This is a genomic window from Herminiimonas glaciei (genome assembly GCF_042664955.1).
In the GTDB taxonomy this organism is placed as follows: Bacteria; Pseudomonadota; Gammaproteobacteria; order Burkholderiales; family Burkholderiaceae_D; genus Oxalicibacterium; species Oxalicibacterium glaciei.
In genome coordinates this window covers 769,426-794,533 of sequence record NZ_JBHTBU010000002.1, presented here as the reverse complement: position 1 = coordinate 794,533, position 25,108 = coordinate 769,426, and the positions used below count along the sequence as shown (strand labels likewise).

Sequence of the window (25,108 nt, the reverse complement as noted above, 5' to 3'; positions counted from 1 at the left end):
TTTTGGTGACCCAATGAAGCGCACTCTTTACCGTAATCTGGAATCCATGTTGCTCGCCACCGTGATCGCTACTTCGGCGAGCGCCACACTGGCACAAACACCGGCCAAACGCAGTTTCAACCTGCCGCCATCGGCCGACCTGAACTATGCAATCAACGCCAACCAACGCGGTTTGCCGCTGAACGGCACTGCCATCATCCACTGGAAAACGGATAAGGCAACTTACTCGATTACAACTGAAACCAGGGCCATGCTGCTGGGCAAGATACTGGAAGCCAAAAGCGAAGGCACTATCGATGCATTTGGCCTGGCGCCGTTGACCTCGACGGAAAAACGCTATCGCAAGGATCCGACTACGGCGACATTTAATCGCGATGCCAAAACCATCAGTTTCAGCGCTTCCGATGCCAGCTATCCGATCAAGGGCGGTGAACAAGATCGTAATAGCGTCGTATGGCAATTAGCGACCATCGCACGCAGCACACCAAATAAGTTCAAAACCGGTGCCAGCATCCCGCTGACCGTGGTTGGACAAAAGGATGCGGATGCGTGGGTCTTCAAAGTCAACAAGGCTGAAAAAATCAAAACCGCGACCGGCGACCTGAACACTATCAAAGTCAGTCGCGTCATCAAGGACGGCGACAAGGATCAGAAGCTGGATATCTGGTTTGCACCATCGATGGAATGGTATCCGGCTCGCGTACGGATTACGGAACCTGACGGTGACTTCATCGAACAGACCCTTACCAAAGCAGATCCTGTATAGATCCTATATAGCCAGGCAGACAAAGCGATAGCCCGGCACATCATATAATGCGGCTTTGGTCGGCGCTTTGTACAAAGTGCCACGCTTTTGTTATTGAAAGAGATTATGAGTTCTGCAGATGGTGCACTGGTATTGTTCAGCGGTGGACAAGACTCTACGACTTGCGTTGCATGGGCGCTCGCGCGCTATGCCAGGGTTGAAACCATAGGCTTCGATTACGGCCAACGCCATGCGGTGGAACTGGAAGTGCGCCCGAGCGTACTGCAGGCATTGCGCGCATCTTCTCCGGAATGGAATAACAGGCTGGGCGAAGATCACATGATAGATCTGTCGCTCATTTCCAAAATTTCCGATACGGCGATGACGCAAAACGTCGCAATCGAGATGATGGAAAACGGCTTGCCGAACACCTTCGTCCCCGGCCGCAATTTATTATTCATGATGGTCGCAGCAACAGTCGCATACCGGCGCGGCCTCAACGTGCTGGTCGGTGGCATGTGCGAAACCGATTTCTCCGGATATCCGGACTGCCGTGACGATACGATGAAAGCCTTGCAGGTTGCACTCAACCTCGGCATGGCAACGCGACTCAAGCTGGAAACACCATTGATGTGGATAGACAAGGCCGCGACCTGGAAAATGGCGCAAGACCTGGGTGGCAACGCACTGGTCGACCTGATACGGGCAGGTACCCATACTTGTTATCTCGGTGAACGCGGCGCCTTGCACGACTGGGGTTATGGCTGCGGCACCTGTCCCGCATGCGAATTGCGCGCACGTGGATATGCGAACTTCATTGCGCAAGAAAAATAAGCGCGCAGCAGGCTCGACATCTACGCGTTAATTAAACGTTAAATTGCAACACTCCCGGGTTTCCACCGCGACATCCGCTTTCAGGATTATCTGAACCCGGGCTTTTCTTCCCTTCCCTCTACAAACCCCACATTTACGACCTACGCAATCAGCGCATGCGTCGCCTCTGCCTGCAGCGGATTTACGCTTGAAAATTTGCTGTGGCACAACTGCGCAAAAGAAGTCTCAGAATCTTCAGATTGAGGTTTCAAAATATTGCATTGAGGGGTTAAATTTATGCATCAATGCGCTTGTGAGTGGCTGATATGGTTGCGTGCCCCTGTGCTGCAACGATCAGCAAGGGTTAAAAATTATAGTTACCCAATCAAAGGACACGACCATGATATGGCAACAGATTTACGATCCGCTTAACAGCTTCGGCTTCTCCACTATCGCCGCCGGCATACCGGTTGCAGTACTTCTCGCAGCACTTGCATTTTTCCACATGAAAGCCCACCTCGCGGCGGGCCTGGCACTCGTAGTCGGTATCGTCATCGCCGCTTTCGTCTTTGGCATGCCGGTGGCGATGGCTGGCAAGGCTGCTGGTTACGGCATTGCTGCCGGCCTGTTCCCGATCGGCTGGATCGTACTGAATATTATCTTCCTGCATCGCCTGACGACGCTCAACGGTTACTTCAAAGTTTTGCAAAACAGTATCAGTGGCATCACGGAAGACCGACGTTTGCAACTGCTGCTGGTGGCATTTTGCTTTGGTGCATTCTTTGAAGGTGCCGCCGGCTTCGGTACCCCGGTGGCTGTGACCGGTGCAATCCTGATCGGCCTTGGCTTCTCGCCTTTGGCTGCGTCCGGCCTCGCACTGATTGCCAATACTGCTCCGGTCGCATACGGCGCACTTGGCGCACCGGTGATTGCGTTGTCAGCTGTAACCGGTATCGACTTGCTGGACCTGTCTTCGATGATCGGTCGCCAGTTGCCATTCTTCTCGGTGCTGGTGCCGTTCTGGCTGATCTGGGCATTTGCCGGTTTCCGCGGCATGCGTGAAATCTGGCCGGCGATTCTGGTTGCCGGCGTATCGTTTGCGATTCCGCAATTCGTCGTCTCGAACTACCACGGCCCATGGCTGGTTGACGTGATTGCCGCGATTGTTTCGATGGGCTCGCTGACCTTGTTCCTCAAGGTATGGCAACCGAAGAAAATCTGGACTTCGACCGCCCTGCGCAATCGCAATGACAATTCCAAGGACGACATCAAACCTGAACCGGAATCGGAAGAGAAACCGGTATTGGCCAGCATCAGCGTCGCAAAGTCATGGATGCCTTGGGTCATCCTGTCAGTCTTCGTTTTCATCTGGGGCACACCGTTTTTCAAGAAAGCGATTGATGCGATCTGGTCATGGAAATATGCAATTCCCGGCCTCGACAAGATGGTCATGAAAATGCCACCGGTTGCGAAAGAACCCTTCCTCGAAGGCGCCGTATTTAACTTCAATGTATTGTCGATGGCGGGTACCGGCATCCTGGTATCTGCGATCGTCGCCGGTGTCTTGATGGGGTACTCGTTCAAACGCCTGCTGCAGGAATACTGGCAAACCATCAAGCTGGTACGTTATTCATTGCTAACTATTTGTGCGATGTTCGGCGTCGGCTACCTGACCAAATACTCGGGCCTCGATGCAACCCTGGGCCTGGCCTTCGCGCATACCGGCGTGTTCTATCCAATGTTTGGTACCTTGCTCGGCTGGCTCGGCGTAGCATTGACCGGCTCGGATACCGCCGCCAACGTCTTGTTCGGCAGCCTGCAAAAAACCACGGCCGAACAACTGGGCTTGCCACCGGTGCTGATGGCATCGGCGAATAGTTCCGGTGGTGTGATGGGCAAAATGATCGATGCGCAATCCATTGTGGTGGCCTCTACTGCAACCAAGTGGTACGGGCATGAGGGCGATATCCTGCGTTACGTCTTCTTCCATTCGATCGCACTGGCCATCCTGGTCGGCTTCCTGGTCACGTTACAAGCCTATGTGATTCCATTCACATTAATGGTTGTGAAGTAAAAGCCAGCGCAGTAAAAAGATCCTTCAACGAAAAAGGCCCCTGTACGGGGCCTTTTTTATTGTGGATGTATTTATCGGGGAGCACTGCCTGCCGGCATATTCGGATACATCGGTTCCGCTGGTGCCATCGCGGGTGGTGGCGGATCAACCTGAATCGTGGTGGTTTCACGCAACACGCCGCCCCCGCTGACACTGCCGGAGATGGTCGTATCCAGCCCGCTCATGCGGCGTATGCAGTCCGGCCTGTCCGCATCCGGCAAGGCATTACAGCGTATCTGCGCATTCTTTTGATACACCGATGCATCGTCGTCTTTTAATTTCCCGTGGCGCGCCTCATTAAACGCGGCACCCGCATCGCGCAAGCAAGTCGCGCGATCTTGCGCCGACCGTCCATCCATGCATGCCGCCCGGTCCTGCTGATAATTGCTGGCAGCCGTGTCGGCAGCGGAAGCCAGGCCGGTAGTCAGCGCAAGGCTGGCAGCGCACAGCGATAAACCCAGTACCTTGTTGATGGCATTTTTATTTAATTGCATGGCAGCCTCCAGTGAAGGAAAGTCCCAGTTTAGGATCCCGATTTTTTCCCGTATGTACGGTAACCGACTTATACCAGCTTGCAATTGCAGGGTGGCAAGCCACTTAAAAACCCCATGAAGGAAATAAAATCCGGGCTATTTCCGTGCACAATCATTTAATTCAATGACATACTTGCCCTTACGACACGGCGCGATAGCATCGCGCCCTTGGTTTTGACGTCAATTAAAAATAGATTATTCACGAGAGACAGTAATGCCACTATCCAAGACGCCCCGCAAGCATTTTTCCATGTTGCGCGGCTTTCACCTGGCAGACTTTTTTACGCTGGGCAACGCCGCCTGCGGTGTAGCGGCAGTATTTTTTGCCATGCTGTATATGGCCAGCCAGTCACTGACGCATTTCTACGCAGCCGCGGCAATGGCGCCGGCCGCTTTTATATTTGACGTCCTGGATGGTCGCATCGCACGCTGGCGCCGCCAGCACTCGGCGATGGGTCGTGAACTGGATTCACTGGCCGATGTGATTTCATTCGGGCTGGCCCCGGTGACATTGGGCTTTGCTGCCGGCCTGACCGGTGGCTGGGACTGGGTCGCAATGATTTATTTTGTCTGTTGCGGCGTCAGCCGCCTGGCGCGCTACAACGTCACCGCGGAAAGCCTGTCGGAGGGAGCGGACAAGGTTGCCTACTTTGAAGGAACGCCGATCCCGACCAGCGTCATCATTACCGGTATCCTGGCATGGCTGGCATCGATCGGCAGTGTAGGAGCAGCGATTTACGGCGGCGTATGGCTGCTCGGCCCATGGGAATTGCATCCGCTGGCCTTGCTGTTTGCGCTGTCCGGCACCTTGATGATCAGCAAGACCTTGCACATCCCGAAATTCTGATCAGTTGCAAGCAGCTGCGCTGCCCTATAAACGATAGATCAGCGCAGCCAGCACGACTGCCGCGGCAGAGACTGCGGTGACGGTATCAAGCAAATCCAAAATAGTCCCCCTTCTGCAAAAATTGACGACTGTCATCAGCTTAGGCAGGGAACACCTCATTTCCAACGAAGTCTTTGTTGGACTCTTATGCGAAAAACGCATATTGCCTTGTATCCATTGTTTTGTATCAAATGTAACAAGGCGTAAATGCGTTGGCGGATTAAGCTGAATAATCTTTCAATGGATGCTTCAAACACGTATTCGTGCTTGTAAAGGGGAGTAACCATGAAGAAAAAGCTTATCGCACTGACGATAGCACTGGTCGTCGTCAACGCCACCGCCGCACAACTGTCTGCCGAAGCCTATAGAAGCAAGCATGCGCAGGACAAGACTGCGTCTTACAAGGCACCGGCACCGGTACAAAGCATTACCAAATCCGAAGCGAAAGCAGCCAATATGGCGCTGATCGTAGAAAACTTCGAAAGAATCGACGCCAATAATGACGGCATCGTCACGCGCAACGAGCTACGCGCTTATGTGCTGTCGACACGCCGTCATGTTCCAATGACCTGAGTTGTTACAACTACGCTGGCGACGCTATGCCTGGGGTTCGCCTGAGGGCTTGTTGACTACCGCAGCAACTGCCTGCACCCTTGCCTCATGGATCGCGTCCGGTATGCGTTGCTGCTGATCCGGATAACGCAGGCGCGTCAATTCTGCAATTTCCCCACCGTTCACCGTTTGTGCCGCTGCCAGCGCTGCCTGCAGATAGGCCTTTTGCGGAAACGCTTTGTCTGCGAAACCGGTACGACCGCGATGGTCGCACTCTGAAGCCTGCAACATCTCTATAAAACGTTGCGGTTTGCGAAACGCATCACAACGCTCCAGCAAATTCACTATCGTATTCGCACGCAACTCAAGCGCACGACCGACATTGCCATGTTCGCGTGCCGTCATCAGCGCCAGGTCCCGGCAATCATTCGGGATTTTCAGGCGTTTACAGACTGCGTCCACCAGTTTCACGCTATGCATTTCATGCCCGTGATGTCGCGGCCATTGATCGGGGGGTGTGACGCCTTTACCGAGGTCATGCAGCAAGGCGGCACAACGCACCTGTAAATCGGCTTGAATACCGGCCGCATAATCAATGACCAGCATGATGTGCACGCCGGTATCGATTTCCGGATGATATTGCGCCGGTTGCGGCACACCCCACAACACATCCAGTTCAGGCAGGATGCGTTGCAAGGCACCACAATCACGCAAGACTGCAAACATGCGCGACGGCCGCACCTCCATCAAACCGCGCGCCAGTTCCTGCCACACGCGCTCAGGCACCAGTGCATCGACTTCACCCGCCGCTACCATTTCCTGCATCAGGGTATTGGTTTCTGCCGCCACCGTGAATTCGGGGAAACGCGCGGCAAAGCGGGCGATGCGCAATATGCGCACCGGATCTTCGGCAAAGGCTGGTGATACGTGACGGAAGATGCGCTGCTCGAGATCGCGCTTGCCGCCAAAAGGATCCACTATGCTGCCGTCTTCATCCTGTGCCATCGCATTGATGGTCAGGTCGCGACGAATCAAATCCTCTTCCAGCGTCACGCCGGCATCGGTATGGAATACGAAACCCTTGTAACCGGGCGCGGTTTTGCGCTCGGTCCGCGCCAGCGCATATTCGGCGTGTGTCTGCGGATGCAGGAAGACCGGGAAGTCTTTACCGACCGGGGTATAACCTTGCGCCACCATGGCTTCCGGTGTTGCCCCCACGACGACGTAATCGCGATCCTTGACGGCGACGCCCAGCAATTCATCGCGTACTGCACCGCCAACGATGTAAGTCTTCATGTCAGTTCAATCGGGATAGGTGTCGTATTTTTCTATGTGATTGGTTTCGGCCAGGGCGCCGGCTATCCATTGCGCCACGGCCGGATGCGCGGCAACGCGCTCGACGTAGGCATCCAGCGCCGGCGCCAGCACGACTTCATAGGTGCGGAAACGCATGACTACCGGGGCAAAGTAAGCGTCAGCAATTGAAAATTCGCCGAACAAAAAATTGCTCGGACCGGACAAGGCGAGGCAATCTTCCCAGATTTCACTGATACGACCGATATCGGCCTGCGCTTCCAGCGTGCGTCCCTTGCCCGGGAATTTCGCTCGTATATTCATCCACATCGCAGAACGTACACCGGTAAAGCCGGAATGCATTTCCGCACAAATCGAACGCGCCAAGGCCCGTGCAGCCACATCTTCCGGCCACATTTTCTTTTCCGGGAATTGCTCGGCCAGGTATTCGCAAATCGCCAGTGAATCCCAGATCGTGGTTTCTCCTGCCAGCAAGACGGGCACCCTGCCTGCCGCCGAGTAATGGGCAATCTGCATCGTCGTATCAGAACGATCCAGCAACAGCGAAATTTCCTGGAATGGAATATTGAAAGCCGTCATCGCCACCCACGGACGCATGGACCACGAAGAATAATTCTTGTTGGCGATCACCAGCTTCAAGCCATTCTTTTCGGCGTTACCCAGCGTTTGCGACAAAGTCGGATCAAGTTCTGTAGTTTGCATATCGCCCTAACGATAAAATTCCTGGAGACCGCGGCGCTAATTTACGGCAAATCCGTCGGTACAAATGCTGTCGGTGTGACGCTACCCAGGCGATCCTTTAACGATTGCGGTTTGCTCTCGAACATCGCCGCATAGTAAGTCGCATTGGACAGTACTTTTTTCACGTAGTCGCGCGTTTCCGAAAACGGAATCGACTCCGCAAAAATCGCCCCTTCAACCGGACGCGTCAAAGTCGAACGCCATGCCCGCGGACGTCCCGGACCCGCGTTGTAAGCAGCGGTGGCCAGGGTTTGCGAACCACCCAGATCGTTCAGGACCATATTCAGGTAACTGGTGCCGAGCAGGATATTGGTCTCGATTTCATTTACCTGGCTGTGGGCAAAATCGGTCATGCCGATTTTCTTGGCCACATGGCGCGCAGTTGCAGGCATCAATTGCATGAGGCCGGAAGCCCCTACATGCGAACGTGCATCCATGATGAAACGGGATTCCTGACGGATCAGGCCGTATACCCAGGCCATTTCCAAACCCAGTTTTTGCGTGGCCGAGCGCATGACATCGCGATAAGGCGCCGGGAAGCGCTGCGTGAAATCGACCTCTATCTTGGTTCGGTCCGAGGTATTGACCATACGATCCAGCACTTCGCTACGACGCGCAAATTCAGCTGCCGCCAAATGCTGGCGCTCGTTCATCTTGCGCAGTTCCCAGTTCCATTCACGGTAACCTTCGAAACGCAAACCCAGGTCAAAGAATTTAAAGGCACGACGGAAACCCTGATTGGCTGCCATAGGTGCAATCTCTTCTTCCGTTACCGGAGTCGCACGCGGTGGTATCGTAATTTTCTGACCCAGCTCTTCCAATGCCAGCTGGCCGTAGAAATTGGTTTGCGATGCAATCGATTGCATCAATGCATTGGCCTCATCCCGCTTGCCTTCTTCGCGCAGTGCACGCGCCAGCCAATAGGTCCAGGTCGCATCATCGCGCAATGATGGCGGCATCGCTTCCACACCTTGCCTGACCAGCTTCCAGTCACCGGCACGCAGGGCTGCCCGGATTTTCCATTGGTGGCCTTCGAGTGACAAAGGTGCGTTACCAGCCTTGCGCCAGTAATCTGCCGCTTCCGGTGCCAGCTTCATCGAAGCCTGCAAGGCGATTTGTGCCCAACCTTGGGCTTCCTGCTTCTTGTTCAGCAACAGCGTATTGCCGGACAAAATCTCCGCAGCTTGCGCCGGATTGTTTTTGGCGATACGGCCCAGGGCGACGATGAATACTTCATGCTTCACCCGGCGGAAACCCACGCCCTTCGAGGTAATCAGCGCAGGCTTTTCCATCGCCGTCACCAACGAACCATCATCTATGCCGGTGAACGGCACCAGGCGACGCACAAAATCGGTTGAACCGGTTTCTGCCGCCAGGCGTATCTGTGCCCACAGATCATCTTCATTGAACTGGCTGTTTTCCATCAACATGCCTATCAATGCGACGCAACCTTCGCCGTAATTTTTCGGCACGGTCAGCAAGGCACGCGCATCAACTGCAACATTCATACCCTTTTGCGCCTTCGACATCAGTGCATAGCATTTCAATTGGGTATCGTCATCCAGCTGGAACTGTGGATACTGTTCATCGAAGGTCACCCAGTCGCGCCGCTTGCCCAGTTCGAGCAACCAGTCATTGCGCAAGCGGTCGGCAATCGCACTGCCGTTATATTTGTTCAGGTAAGCCAGGATTTCTGTCGGGCTGGCATCCTTGATACGGGGCTTAAGCTGGTAGTAATCAACATAAGACGGGATCGCATAATTACCGAGTTTGGAAGCAATATCAGCGGCACGCGCTGCATCACCGCGCCGGGACGCATCACGCAATGCTAAAAATGCATCGTCATCACTGGCAAATCCAGCCGCACGCTTTTGCGCATGCGCCGCCGGCAAAAGGAATACAGCAGATGCGGCGAGCAGCATGACCCGCGCCAATAATTTATGTGAAAACATCAATTTCGTGACCCCTATTTTTATCCTGCTTATACTAGACAGCACTGGCAACTAGAATAGCACGCGATTACCTCCCGTACCCATGCAAAACAAGCTCGAATTACGCCGTTCCCTACTCTCATCGCGCAAGGCCCTTGCCGCGGATCAACGCGTTCTTTTTGACCGTCGCCTGAGCGACAAAATCCTGCAATGGTGGCGTACCGAAAAACCGGCCAGCCTGGGCGTGTACTGGCCGATGCGCGGTGAACCCGATGTGCAGCAGGCATATGCTGAATTGGCTGCATTGGGCGTGCAACTGGCTTTACCGATCATCATCGGTGATGACGCGCCCTTGCAGTTTGTGACATGGACACCGGGCGAGGCCCTGCGCAAAGACCGCTTCGGCACCGACATTCCGGCAGCAGGCAATGATCTGATACAGCCGCAAGCGTTGCTCATCCCCTGCCTGGGTTTTAACGCGGACTGCTTCCGCCTCGGTTATGGCGGTGGCTTTTACGACAGGACACTGGCGCGAGAACCACGACCACGCACCTTGGGTGTCTCCTATGCTTTTGGCGAAGTCGATTTCAGTGCCGAAGGATATGACATCGCGCTGGATGCGATAGTGACGGAAGAAGCCACCTTCCGGCCTGCTTGATCCGACGACATAAAAAATGCCCTGTCCGTTACCGGTACAGGGCATCGCTTTACGTCTTACCGTTTATTTCTGCGACAGGTTCAGGCGGGTCCAGATGGTATGTGTCGCTACCGCCTGGTTCAATGTGTAGAAATGCAAACCAGGTGCACCACCTGCCAGCAAACGCTCGCACAAGTCCGTCACCACATCGAGGCCAAAGGCACGTATCGACTCGCTGTCATCACCGAAACTGGCCAGCTTGAGGCGTACCCAGCGCGGGATTTCGGCACCGCACATATCCGAGAAGCGCATCAATTGCGAGTAATTGGTGATCGGCATGACGCCTGCAGTAACCGGTATATCCGTACCAGCCTTGCGCACATCATCGACGAAACGGAAATAAGCATCGGCATTGTAAAAGTACTGCGTAATCGCTGAATCGGCACCGGCTTTGGCCTTGCGTACAAAGCTGGCGATATCGTCCTGCGGCGATTTCGCTTGCGGGTGCATTTCCGGATAAGCGGCGACTTCAATATGGAACCAGTCACCGGTTTCGGCACGGATGAATTCCACCAGTTCATTGGCATGATGGAACTCACTGGACGACATATCCATCGCACCGTAACCGCTGGGCAGGTCACCACGCAAGGCAACGATACGCTTGATGCCATGCGATTTGTACTGTGCCAGGATCGCACGCAGGCTTTCACGCGAGCTGCCGAGGCAAGACAAATGCGGCGCCGCGTCTTGACCGGCGCCGCGGATTTCCAGCACCGTTTCCAGTGTGCCTTGTTGCGTCGAGCCACCGGCACCAAAGGTGACCGAGAAATACTTGGGGTTCAACTCGGCCAGTTTGGCGCAGGTTACCCGCAGTTTTTCCACGCCCGCCGGTGTCTTGGGCGGGAAAAACTCTATGCTGAAATTCTGTTCTTTCATTTTTCTTGTAGTAAAAGCGCGGACAATATCCACGAAATAATGCTGTACAGGATCGCACCGCCTACCGCCGACCAGAAGCCGGCAACATGGAAGCCACCTACCAGTTGCGAGACCGCCCAGAACATCAGGCCGTTAATGACGAAGATAAACAAGCCCAGCGTCAGCAAGGTGACAGGCAAGGTCAGCAACACCAGTACCGGACGGATCAGGGTGTTCACCAGGCCCAGTATCAGGGCGGCAATGATGGCCGTACCGACACTATCGACCTTGATCGATGACATCAGGAAGGGAAGCGCAAAAAGTGCCGCTGCATTGATTGCCCAGATGAGGATGATGCGCATACGATTTCTCCTTTTTTCAGTACTGAACGTCAGGAAATCGCTGCCCCATATTCACGATGGGGCAGCTCAGGCAAAACACTGAAACGACTATAACTTACTACTGCGACTGCAAGTGCTTAGTAGCGATAGTGCTCCGGTTTGTAAGGACCGGTTTGTTGTACGCCAATGTAGTTTGCCTGTTCCGTGGTCAGAGTCGTCAGCTGTGCATTAAGTTTCTTCAATTGCAAGCGTGCGACTTTTTCATCCAGGTGTTTAGGCAAGGTGTAGACGCCGACCGGATAGCTCTTGGTGTTTGCGTACAGTTCGATTTGTGCAATCGTCTGGTTCGCGAACGACGAGCTCATCACATACGATGGATGGCCGGTACCGCAACCGAGGTTAACCAAACGGCCTTCAGCCAGCAAGATGATGCGTTTGCCGTCAGGGAAGATGATGTGGTCAACTTGCGGCTTGATGTTTTCCCAGGTGTATTGCTTCAGGGCGGCGACTTCGATTTCATTGTCGAAGTGGCCGATGTTGCAGACAATTGCCTGGTCTTTCATCTTCTTCATGTGTTCGTGCGTGATCACATGGTAGTTACCGGTACAGGTAACGAAGATGTCGCCGTGTTCCGCGGCATATTCCATGGTCACGACGCGATAACCTTCCATCGCTGCCTGCAATGCGCAGATAGGATCGATTTCGGTGACCCAGACTTGTGCCGACAAGGCACGCATCGCTTGCGCCGAACCCTTGCCGACGTCACCGTAACCGGCGATCACAGCAACTTTACCGGCGATCATGACGTCGGTGGCGCGCTTGATACCGTCTACCAGCGATTCGCGGCAGCCGTACAGATTATCGAACTTGGATTTGGTAACGGAATCGTTAACGTTGATCGCAGGGAAAGCCAGTTTGCCTTCCTTGTGCATTTGATACAAACGATGCACACCGGTGGTGGTTTCTTCGGTCACGCCGAGGATTTGCGGCAAGCGCTTCGAGTACCAGGCAGCGTCAACGGCCAGGTGTTTTTTGATCGAATTGAACAGGCAGATTTCTTCTTCGGAACCCGGATTGTTCAATACCGATGCGTCTTTTTCAGCGCGGGTACCGAGGTGCAGCAACAAGGTTGCATCGCCACCGTCGTCAAGGATCATGTTCGAGTAAACCGGCGCGCCCTTGTCGTCGTTCGGCCATTCGAAAATGCGGTGCGTGTATTCCCAGTAGTCGTCCAGTGTTTCGCCTTTGACTGCAAATACTGGTGTACCGGCTGCAGCGATCGCAGCAGCAGCGTGATCTTGTGTCGAATAGATATTGCACGATGCCCAGCGTACTTTTGCACCCAGCGCTTCCAGCGTCTGGATCAATACTGCGGTCTGGATCGTCATGTGGATCGAGCCGGTGATGCGTGCGCCCTTCAAAGGTTGCGCAGCGGCGAACTCTTCGCGGATGGCCATCAAGCCAGGCATTTCGGTTTCGGCGATGCGAATTTCCTTGTCACCCCAGGCGGACAAGGACAGATCAGCGATTACATAGTCGGAAAAATTGGTAGAGGAAGTCATTACTGCGGCGTTCATCACGCCCTCCTTTCGTTAGAAAAAAAGAAACGTGAGCGCAGTTGCATGTACTGACTGCATCAAGCCTGGCAGATCGAACGACCTGTCGCAACGCTCCTTGATGCGGCAGCCATTTTAATCGAAAAAAACCTGCGCGACCACCCTCGGTCGCCGGTAGTGGCTATTTCTTTGGCGGTTCTGAGCTGGGCAAGGACACTGAATGCACTTTGGCCAGTTCCGACTGGGATTCAACGTTTTCAATAATCCAGCGCAACATATCGAGCCAGATACGCTTCACCTCGGCGTCTGAGGGCATTTTTTGTGCGTTCGGCAATTCGATAGTGATCACGGGAACATTTTTATGCACCCCACTGTAATTACCCAGAGACCCCGGATAGACCCCGACCCGGTTCAGCAGCAAACGACCGAAACGGCGCGGTGGCTGGGCCGGACCGTCGAAATCCAGTACGCCGAACGGCGCATGGACGGAAATAATGACATCCGGCCGGAAGCGCAACATTTCATCGTGCACCCATTTGCTTTCAGGTTCGGATAAAGGCGCGGCACCAGGGAAACGACGCGGATCCTTCTTGGTCCGGTTCGCCCAGTAGCGTGGCGCATCCTGTTGCCAGCCCGGTGTCGGGAAGTTACGGTTCAGGTCCACGCCATTCGCATTCACGCGCTTGGCCTTGGGTGCCAGGAAACCGTCCGGATTCACCACTGGCACTACGCTCCAGTCGAATTGCTGCGCAGCCGCAGTCGGCATCCATTGCAACCAGCGGAACACGACCGAGACCGAGGTCAGTTCATCGCCGTGGATGCCGCCCATCAGCAGGACGCGCAATGGCGTTTGATTACGCTTGGTCTTTTTTGCCGGGATCTGGCGTGCCAGCAAGGGAAAGCCTTGCAGCGAATTAACACCTGTAGGCAATAGTTCACTCTGCAGGCACATCGCATTGGATACGCCCGGCATGCGCACTACCAGGCGTTTACACCAGTCAGCAGGATGTAGCGGCGAACTAACAGTGGCGGAAGCAGTCGTGGCGCTTGCAGGCAGGCTGAACCCGGCGAGGAGCGGGAGCAGGATGGAAATACGGAGGATATGCCTGGCAAGGGGTGCAATATGCATCAGCGCCTCTGAAAACAAAAATGGTCGGATTAATTCTTTGCAGAATTCTATCCGACCATCGAACAACACTACAGACTAATTATTACAAACCGGCTGCTGCGCGCAGCGCTTGGGCTTTGTCAGTACGTTCCCAACTGAACTCCGGCTCTTCACGACCGAAGTGACCGTAAGCTGCAGTTTTTTGATAAATCGGACGCAGCAGATCCAGCATTTGCACGATGCCTTTTGGACGCAGGTCAAAGTGTTCCAGCACCAATTGAGCGATTTTTTCATCGCTGATTTTACCGGTACCAAAGGTAGTGACCATGACCGAAGTCGGCTTGGCTACGCCGATGGCGTAGGAAATCTGGATCTGTGCACGTTCTGCCAGGCCGGCTGCGACGATGTTTTTCGCAACGTAACGACCTGCGTATGCGGCGGAACGATCAACTTTCGAAGGATCCTTGCCGGAGAATGCGCCGCCGCCGTGTGGTGCTGCGCCGCCATAGGTATCAACGATGATTTTACGGCCGGTCAAACCGCAATCGCCTTGCGGGCCGCCGATGACGAAACGACCTGTCGGGTTCACCAGGAAACGCGTGTCTTTCAGCCATTCAGCCGGTACCACTGGCTTGATGATGCTTTCGATGACCGCTTCTTCGATATCCTTGTGCTGCATTTCCGGCGCATGTTGGGTCGACAATACGATGGTATCGATGGAAACCGGACGGCCGTCAACATAGCGCAGGGTAACTTGCGATTTGGCATCCGGACGCAACCATGGCAGGCGGCCATCCTTGCGCAATTCGGATTGGCGTTCAACGATGCGGTGCGCATAGTGGATCGCGGCCGGCATCAGTTCCGGGGTTTCATCGCAGGCATAACCAAACATCAGGCCCTGGTCGCCAGCACCCTGGTCGAGGTCGATCCCCGCGCCTTCATCCACGCCTTGTGCGATATCCGGCGATTGCTTGTCGTATGCAACCAGCACGGCACAGCTCTTGTAATCGATACCGTAGTCGGCATTGTCGTAGCCGATGCGCTTGATGGTCTGGCGTGCGACTTCGATGTAGTCAACGTTGGCGAAGGTGGTGATTTCACCCGCCAGGACGACCAGACCGGTGTTGCACAGTGTTTCTGCGGCAACGCGTGCTTTTGGATCTTGCTGGAAGATCGCGTCAAGGATGGCGTCGGAGATTTGATCCGCTACTTTGTCCGGATGGCCTTCGGAGACGGATTCAGAGGTAAACAGGTATTCATTTGCCATTACAGGTTCCTTAGTACTCTTTTAGTTGGCCTTATGTCGCGGTCAAGCTAATGAACCTGCGACGCTTTAGCGAAATTTATATACCGCCTCGCAAGTTGTCATTAACTCGGCGGTTGCTACTTTGTGCTATTTTACGCCTCTTGAAAAAAATCGGCAAAGTCTCTTGTCACAAGAGCACGATGCACGACCCGCATGCTTGTTTTCCTCTTCCGCCTGTTGTCTTTCCTGCCCTTGCCGATACTGCATGCGATCGGGGTGGTGATCGGCTGGACGGTTTACCTGGCCTCCGGCAGCTATCGCCGTCGCCTGAAGGAAAATATCAATCTGGCAGGTTTCGGCCAACACCTGAGTAAAGCAGTCGGCGAATCCGGCAAAAACATGCTGGAACTGCCCTTCATCTGGTGCGCGTCGCCGGAACGCGTGCTGCGCTCCATCCGCATAGAAAACTGGGAAGTGGTGGAACAGGCAGCCGCCGCCGGCAAAGGCATCATCTTCCTGACGCCCCACCTCGGCTGTTTTGAAATCTCGGCGCAAGTCGCAGCAGCACAGCTCCCGATCACCGTACTGTATAGACCGCCACGGCAGGAAGCCTTAAAACCTTTGATAGAAGGCGCACGCGCACGCCACAATCTGTCGCTGGCACCGGCCAACCTGAGTGGTGTACGCACGCTGTTTAAAGTATTGAAACGAAACGGCGCAATTGGTTTACTGCCGGACCAGGTGCCGCAAAACGGCGAAGGTGTGTGGGCTGACTTCTTCGGCAAACCCGCTTACACCATGACATTGCCGGCCAAGATGCTGGAAATGACAGGTGCCGCGATGATCCTGGCTTTCGCGGAACGACAGCCATACGGTAAGGGCTATGTCTTGCACCTGCGCCAATTCAGTATCCCCGAAAATTTGCCGCTGGAAGAAAAGGTGCGCGCCATCAATGCTGCGATGGAACAATTGATCGCCCTGTGCCCTGCGCAATACTTCTGGAGCTATAACCATTACAAAATACCGGCCGGAGTAGCAGCACCGCACGCGACCGACTCTACCGATAGCGGAAGTAGCTCATGAGATTCATCATTGCCCTGATGTGGTGCCTGCACTGGCTACCGCTACCTGTCATTGCACGCCTGGGCGAAGTGATAGGTAACCTGCTGTTTGCCTACAAGAAATCGCGCCGCCGTATTACCCTCATCAATCTCGCTTTGTGCTTCCCGGAATTATCGGAAGACGAGCGCATGGCAATCGCGAAGAAGCATTTCCAGGCTTATGCCCGCAGCGTATTGGAACGCGGCATCCTGTGGTGGGGTTCGGAAGCACGCCTGCGCCGGCTGATCGTGGTGGAACCCGGCGTACCGCTGGACGCGATCAAGGCCAGCCCGACCATCCTGCTATGCCCGCACTTCGTCAGTCTGGATGTCGCCGGTGTCGCCGTCATGCTGGAATCATCACTGTGCTCCATCTACACGCAGCAACTGAATCCAGTGTTCGATGCCGTACTGCGTAAAGGACGTTCGCGCTTTCGCCCGGTCAAATTGTTTTCCCGCGCTGACGGCATCAAACCCATCATCCGCGCGATGCGCGAACACCTGCCCTTCTTCATGCTGCCGGATATGGATTTCGGTGAAAAGGATGCTGAATTCGTGCCTTTCTTCGGTATCCCCGCCGCCACCCTGACGGCACCGGCACGCATCGCGGCAGCCACCAATGCCAAAGTCATCCCGGTAGTCGCGACCTACCTGCCCGACTATCGCGGCTGGAAAGTCACTTTCTATCCGGCATGGGAAAATTATCCGGGCGACGACATCACGGCAGCTACCCGCTATATGAATAAATTCATCGAAGAGCGCGCCCGTGAAACACCGTCCGAGTATTTCTGGACGCATAAGCGTTTCAAGACGCGCCCCGCCGGCGAACCCAGCTTTTACGCCAACAATAATACAGACGAAGCGCCACCGGCTTATTGATTGCCAGGCAGTACGCACTTGCCAGCCACGGCTATAATCGCACTATGAAACTCAAATTCACAAAAATGCATGGCGCGGGCAACGATTTCGTTGTCATTGATGCTATCAATCAGGCGATCGACTTTACTCCTGCCCAATGGCAATATCTGGCCGACCGCCGCTTTGGCGTGGGCGCCGACCAAATGCTGGTGGTCGAAAAGGCGCAGGCTGCCGGTGTCGATTTCCGCTATCGCATCTATAACGCCGATGGTGGTGAAGTCGAACAATGCGGCAATGGTGCACGTGCATTCGTGCGTTTTGTGACAGATAAAAAACTCACTGACAAACGCGCGATCAAGGTTGAAACCATGTCGGGCATCATCGAGCCGCGCCTTGAAGCCAACGGGCAAATCACGGTGGATATGGGTGCGCCTATCCTGAATCCGGAAGATGTGCCCTTCGACACGACAGATTTATTATGCAAGGCCGAAGGCGAAGACACGCTGTGGCCACTCGACATCAAGGGCGAGACCAACTGGATATCCGTGGTATCGATGGGTAATCCGCACGCGGTGCAAGTCGTGGCCGATGTCGAAGCAGCGCCGGTACGGGAAGACGGTGTACTGATAGAACACCATCCGCGCTTCCCGAAGCGCGTCAATGCCGGTTTCATGCAAATACTGGATCAACACCATATCAAACTGCGCGTATTCGAACGCGGTGCCGGTGAAACCCTGGCTTGCGGCACTGGCGCGTGCGCTGCCGTCGTGGCCGGCATCCGTCGTGGCGTGCTCGTGTCGCCGGTCAAAGTGCAAACCCGCGGCGGCGAATTAGTCATCGCTTGGGGGGGGCAAGATTCTCCCGTGATGATGACCGGCCCGGCAGTCACCGTATTCGAAGGCGAAATCGAGATTTAAGCGCACTGCGCGGAATTGTTTTTCGCGCCCGGTTGTCGGTTAAAATCATTGCCAATTAAAGCAAGGCCGCGTCGCACAAGCGGCGCGCTTTCAAACCACACTCACTATTACGACAAATGACTTCTCCACTGGACTCCAATACCGTTGCCGATTATTTGCTGGATAACCCGCAATTCTTTGAAGAACATGCAGAGTTACTGTCCAGAATCAAACTATCCAGCGCCCTCGGCGGCCGCACCCTGTCTCTGCAGGAACGCCAGATGGATGTCTTGCGCGAAAAGCTGAAGGTCATGGAATTGCGCCTGGCCGAACTGATGCGCATCGGCCAGGAAAACGACCAGATCACACGTAAATTCCACACCTGGACGCGTGCGCTGTTGCAGGCACGTAATGATGTCGATTTGCCGCACACATTGACCACCGGCCTGCAAAGCGCTTTTGCGGTACCGCATGTGACCCTGCGCCTGTGGGGCGTATCCGAAGCATTTGCACATACCTGGTTCGCCGCACCGGTTTCAGCCGATTCGCGCCTGTTCTCGAATGGCCTGACCACGCCGTTCTGCGGCAGCAACAATGACTTTGAAGCTGCATCATGGCTGGAAGATGCGCCCGCGATCCAATCGGTGGCCTTGCTGCCTTTGCGTCTGGATGACGCCACCGAAGCCTTCGGCCTGCTGGTACTCGGCTCGCCCGACCCGCATCGCTTCACTTCCGACATGGCAACTGACTTCCTGACCAATATCGGCCAGACCGCCAGCGCCGCACTGTCGGGCATGCTCGACTAAACCCCATCGTGAGCCTAGTCAGCAATCAGGCTTACCTCGACGGTTATCTCGATAACCTGATCAGCCAGCGCCAACTGGCGCCGTTGACAACCGTCAGCTACCGTCGCGATTTGCTTGAATTGATTGCATTCGCGACGGCCAGTGACAACCAGGCCACGCTGACCGGTGTCACGCATTTCCAGATCCGCAAATTCGCCGCGCAATTGCATGCGCAAGGCTTGAATGCGCGTTCCATCGCGCGCAAATTATCGGCCTGGCGCGGCTTCTTCACCTGGTTGTCCGAGCAAAATGCGATCACCTCCAATCCGGTCGATGGCATCAAGGCACCGAAACGCAGCAAACCATTGCCGAAAGCATTGGCGGCAGACGATGCGGTACGCCTGGTAGCCGAGCATGCGCCCGGCAAGAACGCCGACTCTGCCATGCAACTGTGCAACCACGCGATGTTTGAATTGCTGTACTCAAGCGGCTTGCGTGTCTCCGAACTGGTCGGACTGGATGTGCGCTATGCACAGGAAGCACGTTACATCTCGGCCGGCTGGATCGATTTCGATGCACATGAAGTCATGGTGACCGGTAAAGGCAACAAGATGCGCACGGTGCCGATCGGGCAGGCGGCGATGGATGCGCTCAAGGCCTGGCTGGCAGTACGCGACACCCTGGTGAAACTCGATCCGCACCCGCTCTTCCTCAGCGAACGCGGCACCCGCGTCTCGACACGCGTGGTCCAGTTACGCCTGAAAGCGCACGGACAGGCGATAGGCTTACCTACCGATGTGCATCCGCACGTATTGCGCCACTCCTTCGCTTCACACGTATTGCAATCATCCGGCGACCTGCGCGCGGTACAGGAAATGCTGGGGCACGCCTCCATCGCGGCGACGCAAATTTATACCTCGCTCGACTTCCAGCGCCTGGCCCAGGTTTACGATGCCGCCCATCCGCGCGCCAAGAAAAAACCTGCATAAGCACCCTGCCATTCCATTGATCCAGACCTGCACCAAACACAATTTGCAACTGAATTGCAAATTTGCGGCATAATTCACCTACTATCCAATCGAAGCTGCATCATCATGAAAAAATCTTCTGCCCCGGATTACCCGGCACTGGCCGAAAGCCAGTTGCGTGTAACCTCAGTACGCGCCACCGACGCCCGCATCAAGGTATTGGCAGCATTGCTGGGCGCACCGTATGCGTTGTCGCATCAGGACGTGCAGGACCAACTGGTCGAAATGGACCGGGTCACGCTGTATCGTGCGCTGGATTGCCTGACCGATGCAGGCCTGGCGCACAAAATCGCCGGCGATGACCGCGTCTTCCGCTACAACGCTGGAGCCGAGAACCATGAACATGGCATGCACAGCACAGCGCAACAACACCAGCACGGCCACTTCAAATGCACACGCTGCGCCAAAGTCTTTTGCATCGACAATGTCGACGAACAATTGTTTGCCGCAGACAATAAAAAATCACCTACCGCGACCCTGCGCCAGCAATTGCAGAATGTATTGCAGGCAACGCTGGGCAAAGGTTTCCAAAGTCACGAAATCGAACTCACCATCAAGGGATGGTGTGCCGATTGCGCTCACCAGGCTTAACTCACATGGCACTCATACCTACTACCATCCTCACCGGCTTCCTCGGTGCCGGCAAAACCACCTTGCTCAACCGCATCCTGCAAGAGCCACATGGTTTCAAAATCGCCGTCATCGAAAATGAATTCGGCCAGGAAAATATCGACAATGAAATCCTGGTGCAGGATGGCACCGAGCAGATAGTTGAAATGAATAATGGCTGTATCTGCTGCACGGTACGTGGCGACCTCATCATCGCCCTCACCTCGTTGGCCCAAAAACGCAATGCCGGCGAACTGCAATTCGACCATGTCGTGATTGAAACCACCGGCCTCGCCAATCCCGGTCCGGTGGCGCAAACTTTCTTCGTCGACGAAGAAGTCGCTTCCGAATACCTGGTCGACGCCATCATCACCGTGGTTGATGCCAAGCACGCGATGCATCAACTTGATAGCTACGAAGAAGCGCAACGCCAGGTCGGCTTTGCTGACAAATTATTAGTCTCCAAAACCGATCTGGTCAGCGCCGACGAATTGAAAATATTGACCGAACGCATCAAGCGCATCAATCCGCGCGCGCCGATCAGCACGACCGATTTCGGTCGGGTCGCGATTGCCGACGTGCTAGACCTGCGCGGCTTCAACCTCAACGACAAGCTGGAAATCGATCCGGATTTCATTGCGGCAGAAGAACATGCGCACGAACACAAGCATGAGCATGGCCACGATCACTCTTGTGATGCGCATTGCGAACACGAACACGAACACGATCACCATGACCACCACCACGGTCATCACAGCGACAATATTGCCGCCTTCGTATTCAAGAGCGAGCGCCCTTTCAATACTGAAAAGCTGGACGAATTCCTCGGCAGCCTGGTACAGGTATTCGGCCCGCGCATGTTGCGCTATAAAGGCGTACTGTGGATGGATGGAGCCGATCGCAAGGTCTTGTTCCAGGGCGTGCACCAGATCATGGGCACCGACATCGGTGCCAAATGGGCGGAAAACGAAGTACGCTCTAGCAAAATGGTGTTTATCGGGCAGAATCTGCCGAAAGAAACGTTTATTTTCGGATTGGAACAATGTTTGGTATAAACTACCGTGGTTTTGAGCTCAGGGTATAAGGACCTGGGTGTTGCTAAAGGTGTGAGTCTCGCACGCAGGGCACGATAAGATCCGAGTGTGGGAAAGTTCATTGAGGACAAGGGACTATGAACGCAACCGTCACAAAATCTGCAAAAAGCGCAAAAAAAATTGCCCCGAAGAAGGCCGTTGCGACTACTCGTGCAAAGCCAGCTAGCAAGGCACCCGCCAAAAAATCACCCGCGAAAACAGTCGCAGGCAAAGCCGTCAAGCCCGCGAGTAAAGCGGCCAAACCGGTTGCCAAACCCGCAGCCAAAGCTGTGAAAAAGGCACCGGCCAAGAGTGCGGTAAAATCGCCAAAGGCCGCTGTCAAAACGAAAGCGCCGGCAGTAAAATCAAGCACAGTAAAAAGTGCAAAACCATTGGCTAAACCGGCAGCAAGGCCGGCCGCCAAAGCGAGCCCAGCAACAAAAGTCACGGCCAGCGCCAGCAAAGCGACAACCGTGACAGCAAAACCGAATAAAGACGCATCTCGATCCACAACAGGCAGCAGCTCCAAAGTTGTCTCCAAGGTCGCAGATAAAATTGAAAAACCCGTAGTTTTGAAGGCAAGCGAAGTGGCAACCAAATCAAGCAAATCAACATCCGTCGCAAGCGACACCGCATTGTTAACCGAAGCGCAAATCCTCAAGATGGGCGAAAAGGAGTACATGAATGACGCGCAACTCGCATTTTTCAGAAATCGTCTGCAGCAGCTCGAAAAGGACTTGCTGAAAAACGCCGATGAAACCACCGAGCATCTGCGTGAAACCGTACTGGTACCCGATCCTGCTGATCGCGCCACGATTGAAGAAGAACATGCGCTCGAATTGCGTACCCGCGACCGCGAGCGCAAGTTGCTGAAGAAAGTCCAGCAATCACTGCTGAGCATCGATTCCGGCGAATACGGCTGGTGCGAAGAAACCGGTGAGCCTATCGGCGTCCCACGCCTGCTGGCCCGTCCGACCGCGACCCTGTCGCTGGAAGCACAGCAACGTCGTGAACTGAAACAAAAACTGTACGGCGACTGATTCCGGGCGGGATCACCCGATCCTGCCAGCCATCCGTCGATAACAGAATAAAAGCGCGCGGCACCCTATCCGCGCGCTTTGTTTTTTTGTAGAATGCAACCATGTTGCAAATAGCTAAGCTGACGCATCGCTATCCCGGTGCTCACATCCCCCAACTTAACGTTCCGGCTTTTTCGCTGGCGCGTGGTGAGCATGCGATCGTCATCGGCCCTTCGGGTAGCGGCAAATCGACTTTGCTGCATTTGATTGCTGCCATCCTGACACCACAAAACGGCGACATCCGTGTGGCGGACACGTCTATCGCAACACTGGCCCCGCGTGCCGCAGATCAATGGCGTGGACGGCATATCGGCTTCCTGCCACAGAAACTGGCCTTGATTCCCAGCCTGAATGCACGCGACAACATCCTGTTGGCGGCCTATGCCAGCGGCCAGGCAAGTGATAGCGCACGCGCCGATGCCTTGCTCAGTGCCCTCGGCCTGGCTGACAAAGCCACGGCCAAACCACATCAACTCAGCCAGGGGCAGAAGCAGCGCGTAGCCTTGGCACGCGCGATGTTCAATCGCCCGCAACTATTGCTGGCCGATGAGCCTACCGCCAACCTGGATGATGCATCCTGCCGCAGCGCCATCGCCCTATTGCTGGCGCAAGCGAATGAGCTCGGTGCCTCACTGATACTCTCGACTCATGACGCACGCGTAGTGGAAGCGCTCCCACAGGGCAAGCTATTGCGCCTGCATGCAGCGGGAGCGGCAAGCTGATGACGCTCAACGCATGGACACTGGCACTGCAGTCGCTACGGCATAAACCACTTGCCACACTCCTCAACATCCTGTTGATGGCAGTCGGCATTGCGATGATGAGCTTCGTGTTATCGGCCTCTACCCAGCTCGCGGCCTATGCCTTGCGCGATGCGGAAGGCATAGACCTGGTGGTCGGTGCCAAGGGTTCGCCACTGCAACTGATACTGTCGTCCATCTATCACGTCGATACGCCGACCGGCAACATCCCCTTGTCGGCGGAAGCACTGTTAAAACAGAATCGCATGGTGAAGGCCGTCATGCCATTGGCGCTGGGTGATAGCTACCACGGCTTCCGCATCGTCGGTACCAGCCCGGATTACATCTCGCACTACCAGGGAACGCTGGCGCAGGGAAAAATGTTCGAAGCCCCGATGCAGGCGGTATTCGGCGCACAGGCGGCGCAACGTACCGGTGCTAAACCTGGCGCCAACTTCTTTGGCTCGCACGGGCTGGCCGGTGCCGGTGAAGTACACGAAGATGCACCTTTCGAAGTAGTCGGCATCCTGCAACCGACCGGCACCGTGCTGGACCGGCTGATCCTGACACCGGTGGCATCGGTATGGCAGGTGCACGATAAGACACACGGACTGGATGCCAGCGATCCACAAGAAAAAGAGGCGATGGATGAGTCGCGTGAATTGACAGCCTTGCTGGTGCAATATGCATCGCCGTTGGCGGCTGTCACCATGCCACGCTTCATCAATAGCCAAAGCGAATTACAGGCAGCACAACCGGCACTGGAAGCAGCCAAACTGTTCCGCCTGCTCGGCGTCGGCATCGATGTCTTGCGCGGCATTGCCGCCATCGTCTTGCTGTCTGCCGCGCTTTCGATGTTTGTTGCGCTGTACAACGCGCTGGAAGAGCGCAAAACGGATTTGGCGATCCTGCGCACACTGGGTGCAACACCCGGCAAATTGTTCACACTGCTATTGGTCGAGGGTGTATTGCTGGCACTGATAGGTGCGGCGTTCGGCTGGGTCCTCGGCCACCTCGCGGTTGAAGTATTGGGCCGCATCCTGAGTGCGGATCAAAACCTGTCGCTGTCCGGTTTTATTTTCAGCGCCGATGAAGCATGGTTATTACTGGTCGCATTGGGCACAGGTTTGCTCGCGGCCATATTGCCGGCCTGGCGCGCCTATCGCACTGACATCGCCAGCACACTGTCACACTAAATTTACGCTGAGGTTGATATGAAATACCTGTTGATCACTTGCGCAGCACTCCTCGCTTTTTCCGCGCACGCAAAGGAAAACGAAAGTGCCAGTGAACATAAGAAAGAAACCATTGCACAACACCAGGCCATTGCCGCCGCACACTATGCTGCAGCAAGATGCCTGGGCAAAGGCAAGGATGAAAAGACTTGTCACGCCGAGTTGGCTAACGCCTGTAAAGGTTTGGCGCTGGGCAAGTTGTGCGGAATGCGACATGTGCATTAAGCTGTCAGTCGCCGCGACACGCCCGGTACAATGACCGACCACCCTTTAC

At 55.0% G+C, this 25,108-nt stretch carries 26 protein-coding genes, 1 pseudogene and 1 riboswitch; of the genes and pseudogenes, 17 read left to right on the top strand and 10 right to left on the bottom strand.

The window, feature by feature from the left end:
• Positions 1 to 13: 13 nt before the first annotated feature.
• The 3 genes from ACFQPC_RS14645 (at position 14) to ACFQPC_RS14635 (ending at position 3,632) form a co-directional block, all read left to right on the top strand.
• Positions 14 to 766, top strand: a complete 753-nt coding sequence (locus tag ACFQPC_RS14645; RefSeq protein ID WP_382272604.1) for a DUF3108 domain-containing protein — start codon at positions 14 to 16, stop codon at positions 764 to 766.
• 105 nt (positions 767 to 871) lie between these two features.
• Complete coding sequence (queC, locus tag ACFQPC_RS14640) at positions 872 to 1,579, top strand: 7-cyano-7-deazaguanine synthase QueC (RefSeq protein WP_382272603.1); 708 nt, start codon at positions 872 to 874, stop codon at positions 1,577 to 1,579.
• Between the two features lie 382 nt (positions 1,580 to 1,961).
• Positions 1,962 to 3,632 (top strand): L-lactate permease, encoded by a 1,671-nt coding sequence (locus tag ACFQPC_RS14635; RefSeq protein ID WP_382272955.1) that lies wholly within the window; start codon positions 1,962 to 1,964, stop codon positions 3,630 to 3,632.
• Positions 3,633 to 3,703: 71 nt separating this feature from the next.
• On the opposite strand, the gene ACFQPC_RS14630 is transcribed toward ACFQPC_RS14635, so the two are convergent.
• Positions 3,704 to 4,165: a hypothetical protein gene (locus tag ACFQPC_RS14630; RefSeq protein WP_382272602.1), complete on the bottom strand. Its 462-nt coding sequence runs from the start codon at positions 4,163 to 4,165 to the stop codon at positions 3,704 to 3,706.
• A 253-nt stretch (positions 4,166 to 4,418) separates the two neighbouring features.
• Between ACFQPC_RS14630 and ACFQPC_RS14625 the strand changes: the two genes are divergently transcribed.
• Positions 4,419 to 5,051 (top strand): CDP-alcohol phosphatidyltransferase family protein, encoded by a 633-nt coding sequence (locus ACFQPC_RS14625; RefSeq protein WP_382272601.1) that lies wholly within the window; start codon positions 4,419 to 4,421, stop codon positions 5,049 to 5,051.
• A 324-nt stretch (positions 5,052 to 5,375) separates the two neighbouring features.
• Positions 5,376 to 5,663, top strand: coding sequence for a hypothetical protein (locus tag ACFQPC_RS14620; RefSeq protein ID WP_382272600.1), 288 nt, complete (start codon positions 5,376 to 5,378; stop codon positions 5,661 to 5,663).
• Between the two features lie 24 nt (positions 5,664 to 5,687).
• On the opposite strand, the gene ACFQPC_RS14615 is transcribed toward ACFQPC_RS14620, so the two are convergent.
• Genes ACFQPC_RS14615 through ACFQPC_RS14605 form a run of 3 tightly spaced genes read right to left on the bottom strand, consistent with a single transcriptional unit; the run spans position 5,688 to position 9,649 of the window.
• Positions 5,688 to 6,938, bottom strand: a complete 1,251-nt coding sequence (locus ACFQPC_RS14615; protein ID WP_382272599.1) for a multifunctional CCA addition/repair protein — start codon at positions 6,936 to 6,938, stop codon at positions 5,688 to 5,690.
• 6 nt (positions 6,939 to 6,944) lie between these two features.
• Positions 6,945 to 7,658 (bottom strand): glutathione S-transferase family protein, encoded by a 714-nt coding sequence (locus ACFQPC_RS14610; RefSeq protein WP_382272598.1) that lies wholly within the window; start codon positions 7,656 to 7,658, stop codon positions 6,945 to 6,947.
• Between the two features lie 41 nt (positions 7,659 to 7,699).
• Complete coding sequence (locus tag ACFQPC_RS14605) at positions 7,700 to 9,649, bottom strand: lytic transglycosylase domain-containing protein (protein WP_382272597.1); 1,950 nt, start codon at positions 9,647 to 9,649, stop codon at positions 7,700 to 7,702.
• An 82-nt stretch (positions 9,650 to 9,731) separates the two neighbouring features.
• Between ACFQPC_RS14605 and ACFQPC_RS14600 the strand changes: the two genes are divergently transcribed.
• Positions 9,732 to 10,286 (top strand): 5-formyltetrahydrofolate cyclo-ligase, encoded by a 555-nt coding sequence (locus tag ACFQPC_RS14600; RefSeq protein WP_382272596.1) that lies wholly within the window; start codon positions 9,732 to 9,734, stop codon positions 10,284 to 10,286.
• Positions 10,287 to 10,349: 63 nt separating this feature from the next.
• Here ACFQPC_RS14600 and metF read toward each other — a convergent pair whose 3' ends face one another.
• From metF to metK, 5 genes are all read right to left on the bottom strand, one after another.
• Positions 10,350 to 11,201, bottom strand: a complete 852-nt coding sequence (metF, locus tag ACFQPC_RS14595; protein WP_382272595.1) for a methylenetetrahydrofolate reductase [NAD(P)H] — start codon at positions 11,199 to 11,201, stop codon at positions 10,350 to 10,352.
• Complete coding sequence (locus tag ACFQPC_RS14590; RefSeq protein WP_012081038.1) at positions 11,198 to 11,542, bottom strand: phage holin family protein; 345 nt, start codon at positions 11,540 to 11,542, stop codon at positions 11,198 to 11,200. Before ACFQPC_RS14590 ends, metF begins: the two co-directional genes overlap by 4 nt.
• A gap of 116 nt (positions 11,543 to 11,658) precedes the next feature.
• Positions 11,659 to 13,098 carry an adenosylhomocysteinase gene (gene ahcY / locus ACFQPC_RS14585; RefSeq protein WP_382272594.1) on the bottom strand — a complete coding sequence of 480 codons (1,440 nt, stop codon included), beginning with the start codon at positions 13,096 to 13,098 and terminating at the stop codon, positions 11,659 to 11,661.
• Positions 13,099 to 13,124: 26 nt separating this feature from the next.
• A riboswitch (S-adenosyl-L-homocysteine riboswitch) is annotated at positions 13,125 to 13,203 on the bottom strand.
• Between the two features lie 55 nt (positions 13,204 to 13,258).
• The gene (locus ACFQPC_RS14580) at positions 13,259 to 14,206 is read right to left on the bottom strand and encodes a M14 family zinc carboxypeptidase (protein WP_382272593.1); all 948 of its coding nucleotides are present in this window, start codon (positions 14,204 to 14,206) and stop codon (positions 13,259 to 13,261) included.
• 82 nt (positions 14,207 to 14,288) lie between these two features.
• The gene (gene metK / locus ACFQPC_RS14575) at positions 14,289 to 15,452 is read right to left on the bottom strand and encodes a methionine adenosyltransferase (protein ID WP_012081041.1); all 1,164 of its coding nucleotides are present in this window, start codon (positions 15,450 to 15,452) and stop codon (positions 14,289 to 14,291) included.
• Between the two features lie 189 nt (positions 15,453 to 15,641).
• Between metK and ACFQPC_RS14570 the strand changes: the two are divergent.
• The 7 genes and pseudogenes from ACFQPC_RS14570 to ACFQPC_RS14540 form a co-directional block, all read left to right on the top strand.
• Positions 15,642 to 16,514 (top strand): annotated as a pseudogene (locus ACFQPC_RS14570) (lysophospholipid acyltransferase family protein); the annotation flags it as partial.
• Positions 16,511 to 17,410, top strand: coding sequence for an LpxL/LpxP family acyltransferase (locus ACFQPC_RS14565; RefSeq protein WP_382272592.1), 900 nt, complete (start codon positions 16,511 to 16,513; stop codon positions 17,408 to 17,410). The pseudogene ACFQPC_RS14570 and the gene ACFQPC_RS14565, both read left to right, overlap by 4 nt.
• Positions 17,411 to 17,454: 44 nt before the next feature.
• Positions 17,455 to 18,306, top strand: a complete 852-nt coding sequence (dapF, locus tag ACFQPC_RS14560; RefSeq protein ID WP_382272591.1) for a diaminopimelate epimerase — start codon at positions 17,455 to 17,457, stop codon at positions 18,304 to 18,306.
• A 116-nt stretch (positions 18,307 to 18,422) separates the two neighbouring features.
• The gene (locus ACFQPC_RS14555; protein ID WP_382272590.1) at positions 18,423 to 19,091 is read left to right on the top strand and encodes a DUF484 family protein; all 669 of its coding nucleotides are present in this window, start codon (positions 18,423 to 18,425) and stop codon (positions 19,089 to 19,091) included.
• 8 nt (positions 19,092 to 19,099) lie between these two features.
• Entirely contained in the window at positions 19,100 to 20,059 is a 960-nt protein-coding gene (gene xerC, locus ACFQPC_RS14550; protein ID WP_382272589.1) for a tyrosine recombinase XerC, read from the top strand.
• A 105-nt stretch (positions 20,060 to 20,164) separates the two neighbouring features.
• A complete protein-coding gene (locus tag ACFQPC_RS14545) occupies positions 20,165 to 20,689 on the top strand; it encodes a Fur family transcriptional regulator (protein ID WP_382272588.1) in 525 nt (174 codons plus the stop codon).
• A gap of 5 nt (positions 20,690 to 20,694) precedes the next feature.
• Positions 20,695 to 21,762, top strand: a complete 1,068-nt coding sequence (locus ACFQPC_RS14540) for a CobW family GTP-binding protein (protein ID WP_382272587.1) — start codon at positions 20,695 to 20,697, stop codon at positions 21,760 to 21,762.
• A gap of 97 nt (positions 21,763 to 21,859) precedes the next feature.
• On the opposite strand, the gene ACFQPC_RS14535 is transcribed toward ACFQPC_RS14540, so the two are convergent.
• Positions 21,860 to 22,462 (bottom strand): hypothetical protein, encoded by a 603-nt coding sequence (locus ACFQPC_RS14535; protein WP_382272586.1) that lies wholly within the window; start codon positions 22,460 to 22,462, stop codon positions 21,860 to 21,862.
• Between ACFQPC_RS14535 and dksA the strand changes: the two genes are divergently transcribed.
• The 4 genes from dksA to ACFQPC_RS14515 all read left to right on the top strand — a co-directional run bounded on the left by dksA (position 22,461) and on the right by ACFQPC_RS14515 (position 25,059).
• On the top strand, positions 22,461 to 22,820 hold the full coding sequence (gene dksA / locus ACFQPC_RS14530) for an RNA polymerase-binding protein DksA (RefSeq protein WP_382272585.1): 360 nt from the start codon (positions 22,461 to 22,463) through the stop codon (positions 22,818 to 22,820). The two genes, ACFQPC_RS14535 and dksA, sit on opposite strands and share 2 nt — an antisense overlap.
• A gap of 101 nt (positions 22,821 to 22,921) precedes the next feature.
• Positions 22,922 to 23,581 carry an ABC transporter ATP-binding protein gene (locus ACFQPC_RS14525; protein WP_382272584.1) on the top strand — a complete coding sequence of 220 codons (660 nt, stop codon included), beginning with the start codon at positions 22,922 to 22,924 and terminating at the stop codon, positions 23,579 to 23,581.
• Positions 23,581 to 24,795: an ABC transporter permease gene (locus tag ACFQPC_RS14520; protein ID WP_382272583.1), complete on the top strand. Its 1,215-nt coding sequence runs from the start codon at positions 23,581 to 23,583 to the stop codon at positions 24,793 to 24,795. Before ACFQPC_RS14525 ends, ACFQPC_RS14520 begins: the two co-directional genes overlap by 1 nt.
• An 18-nt stretch (positions 24,796 to 24,813) precedes the next feature.
• Positions 24,814 to 25,059 carry a hypothetical protein gene (locus ACFQPC_RS14515; protein ID WP_382272582.1) on the top strand — a complete coding sequence of 82 codons (246 nt, stop codon included), beginning with the start codon at positions 24,814 to 24,816 and terminating at the stop codon, positions 25,057 to 25,059.
• Positions 25,060 to 25,108 lie beyond the last annotated feature (49 nt).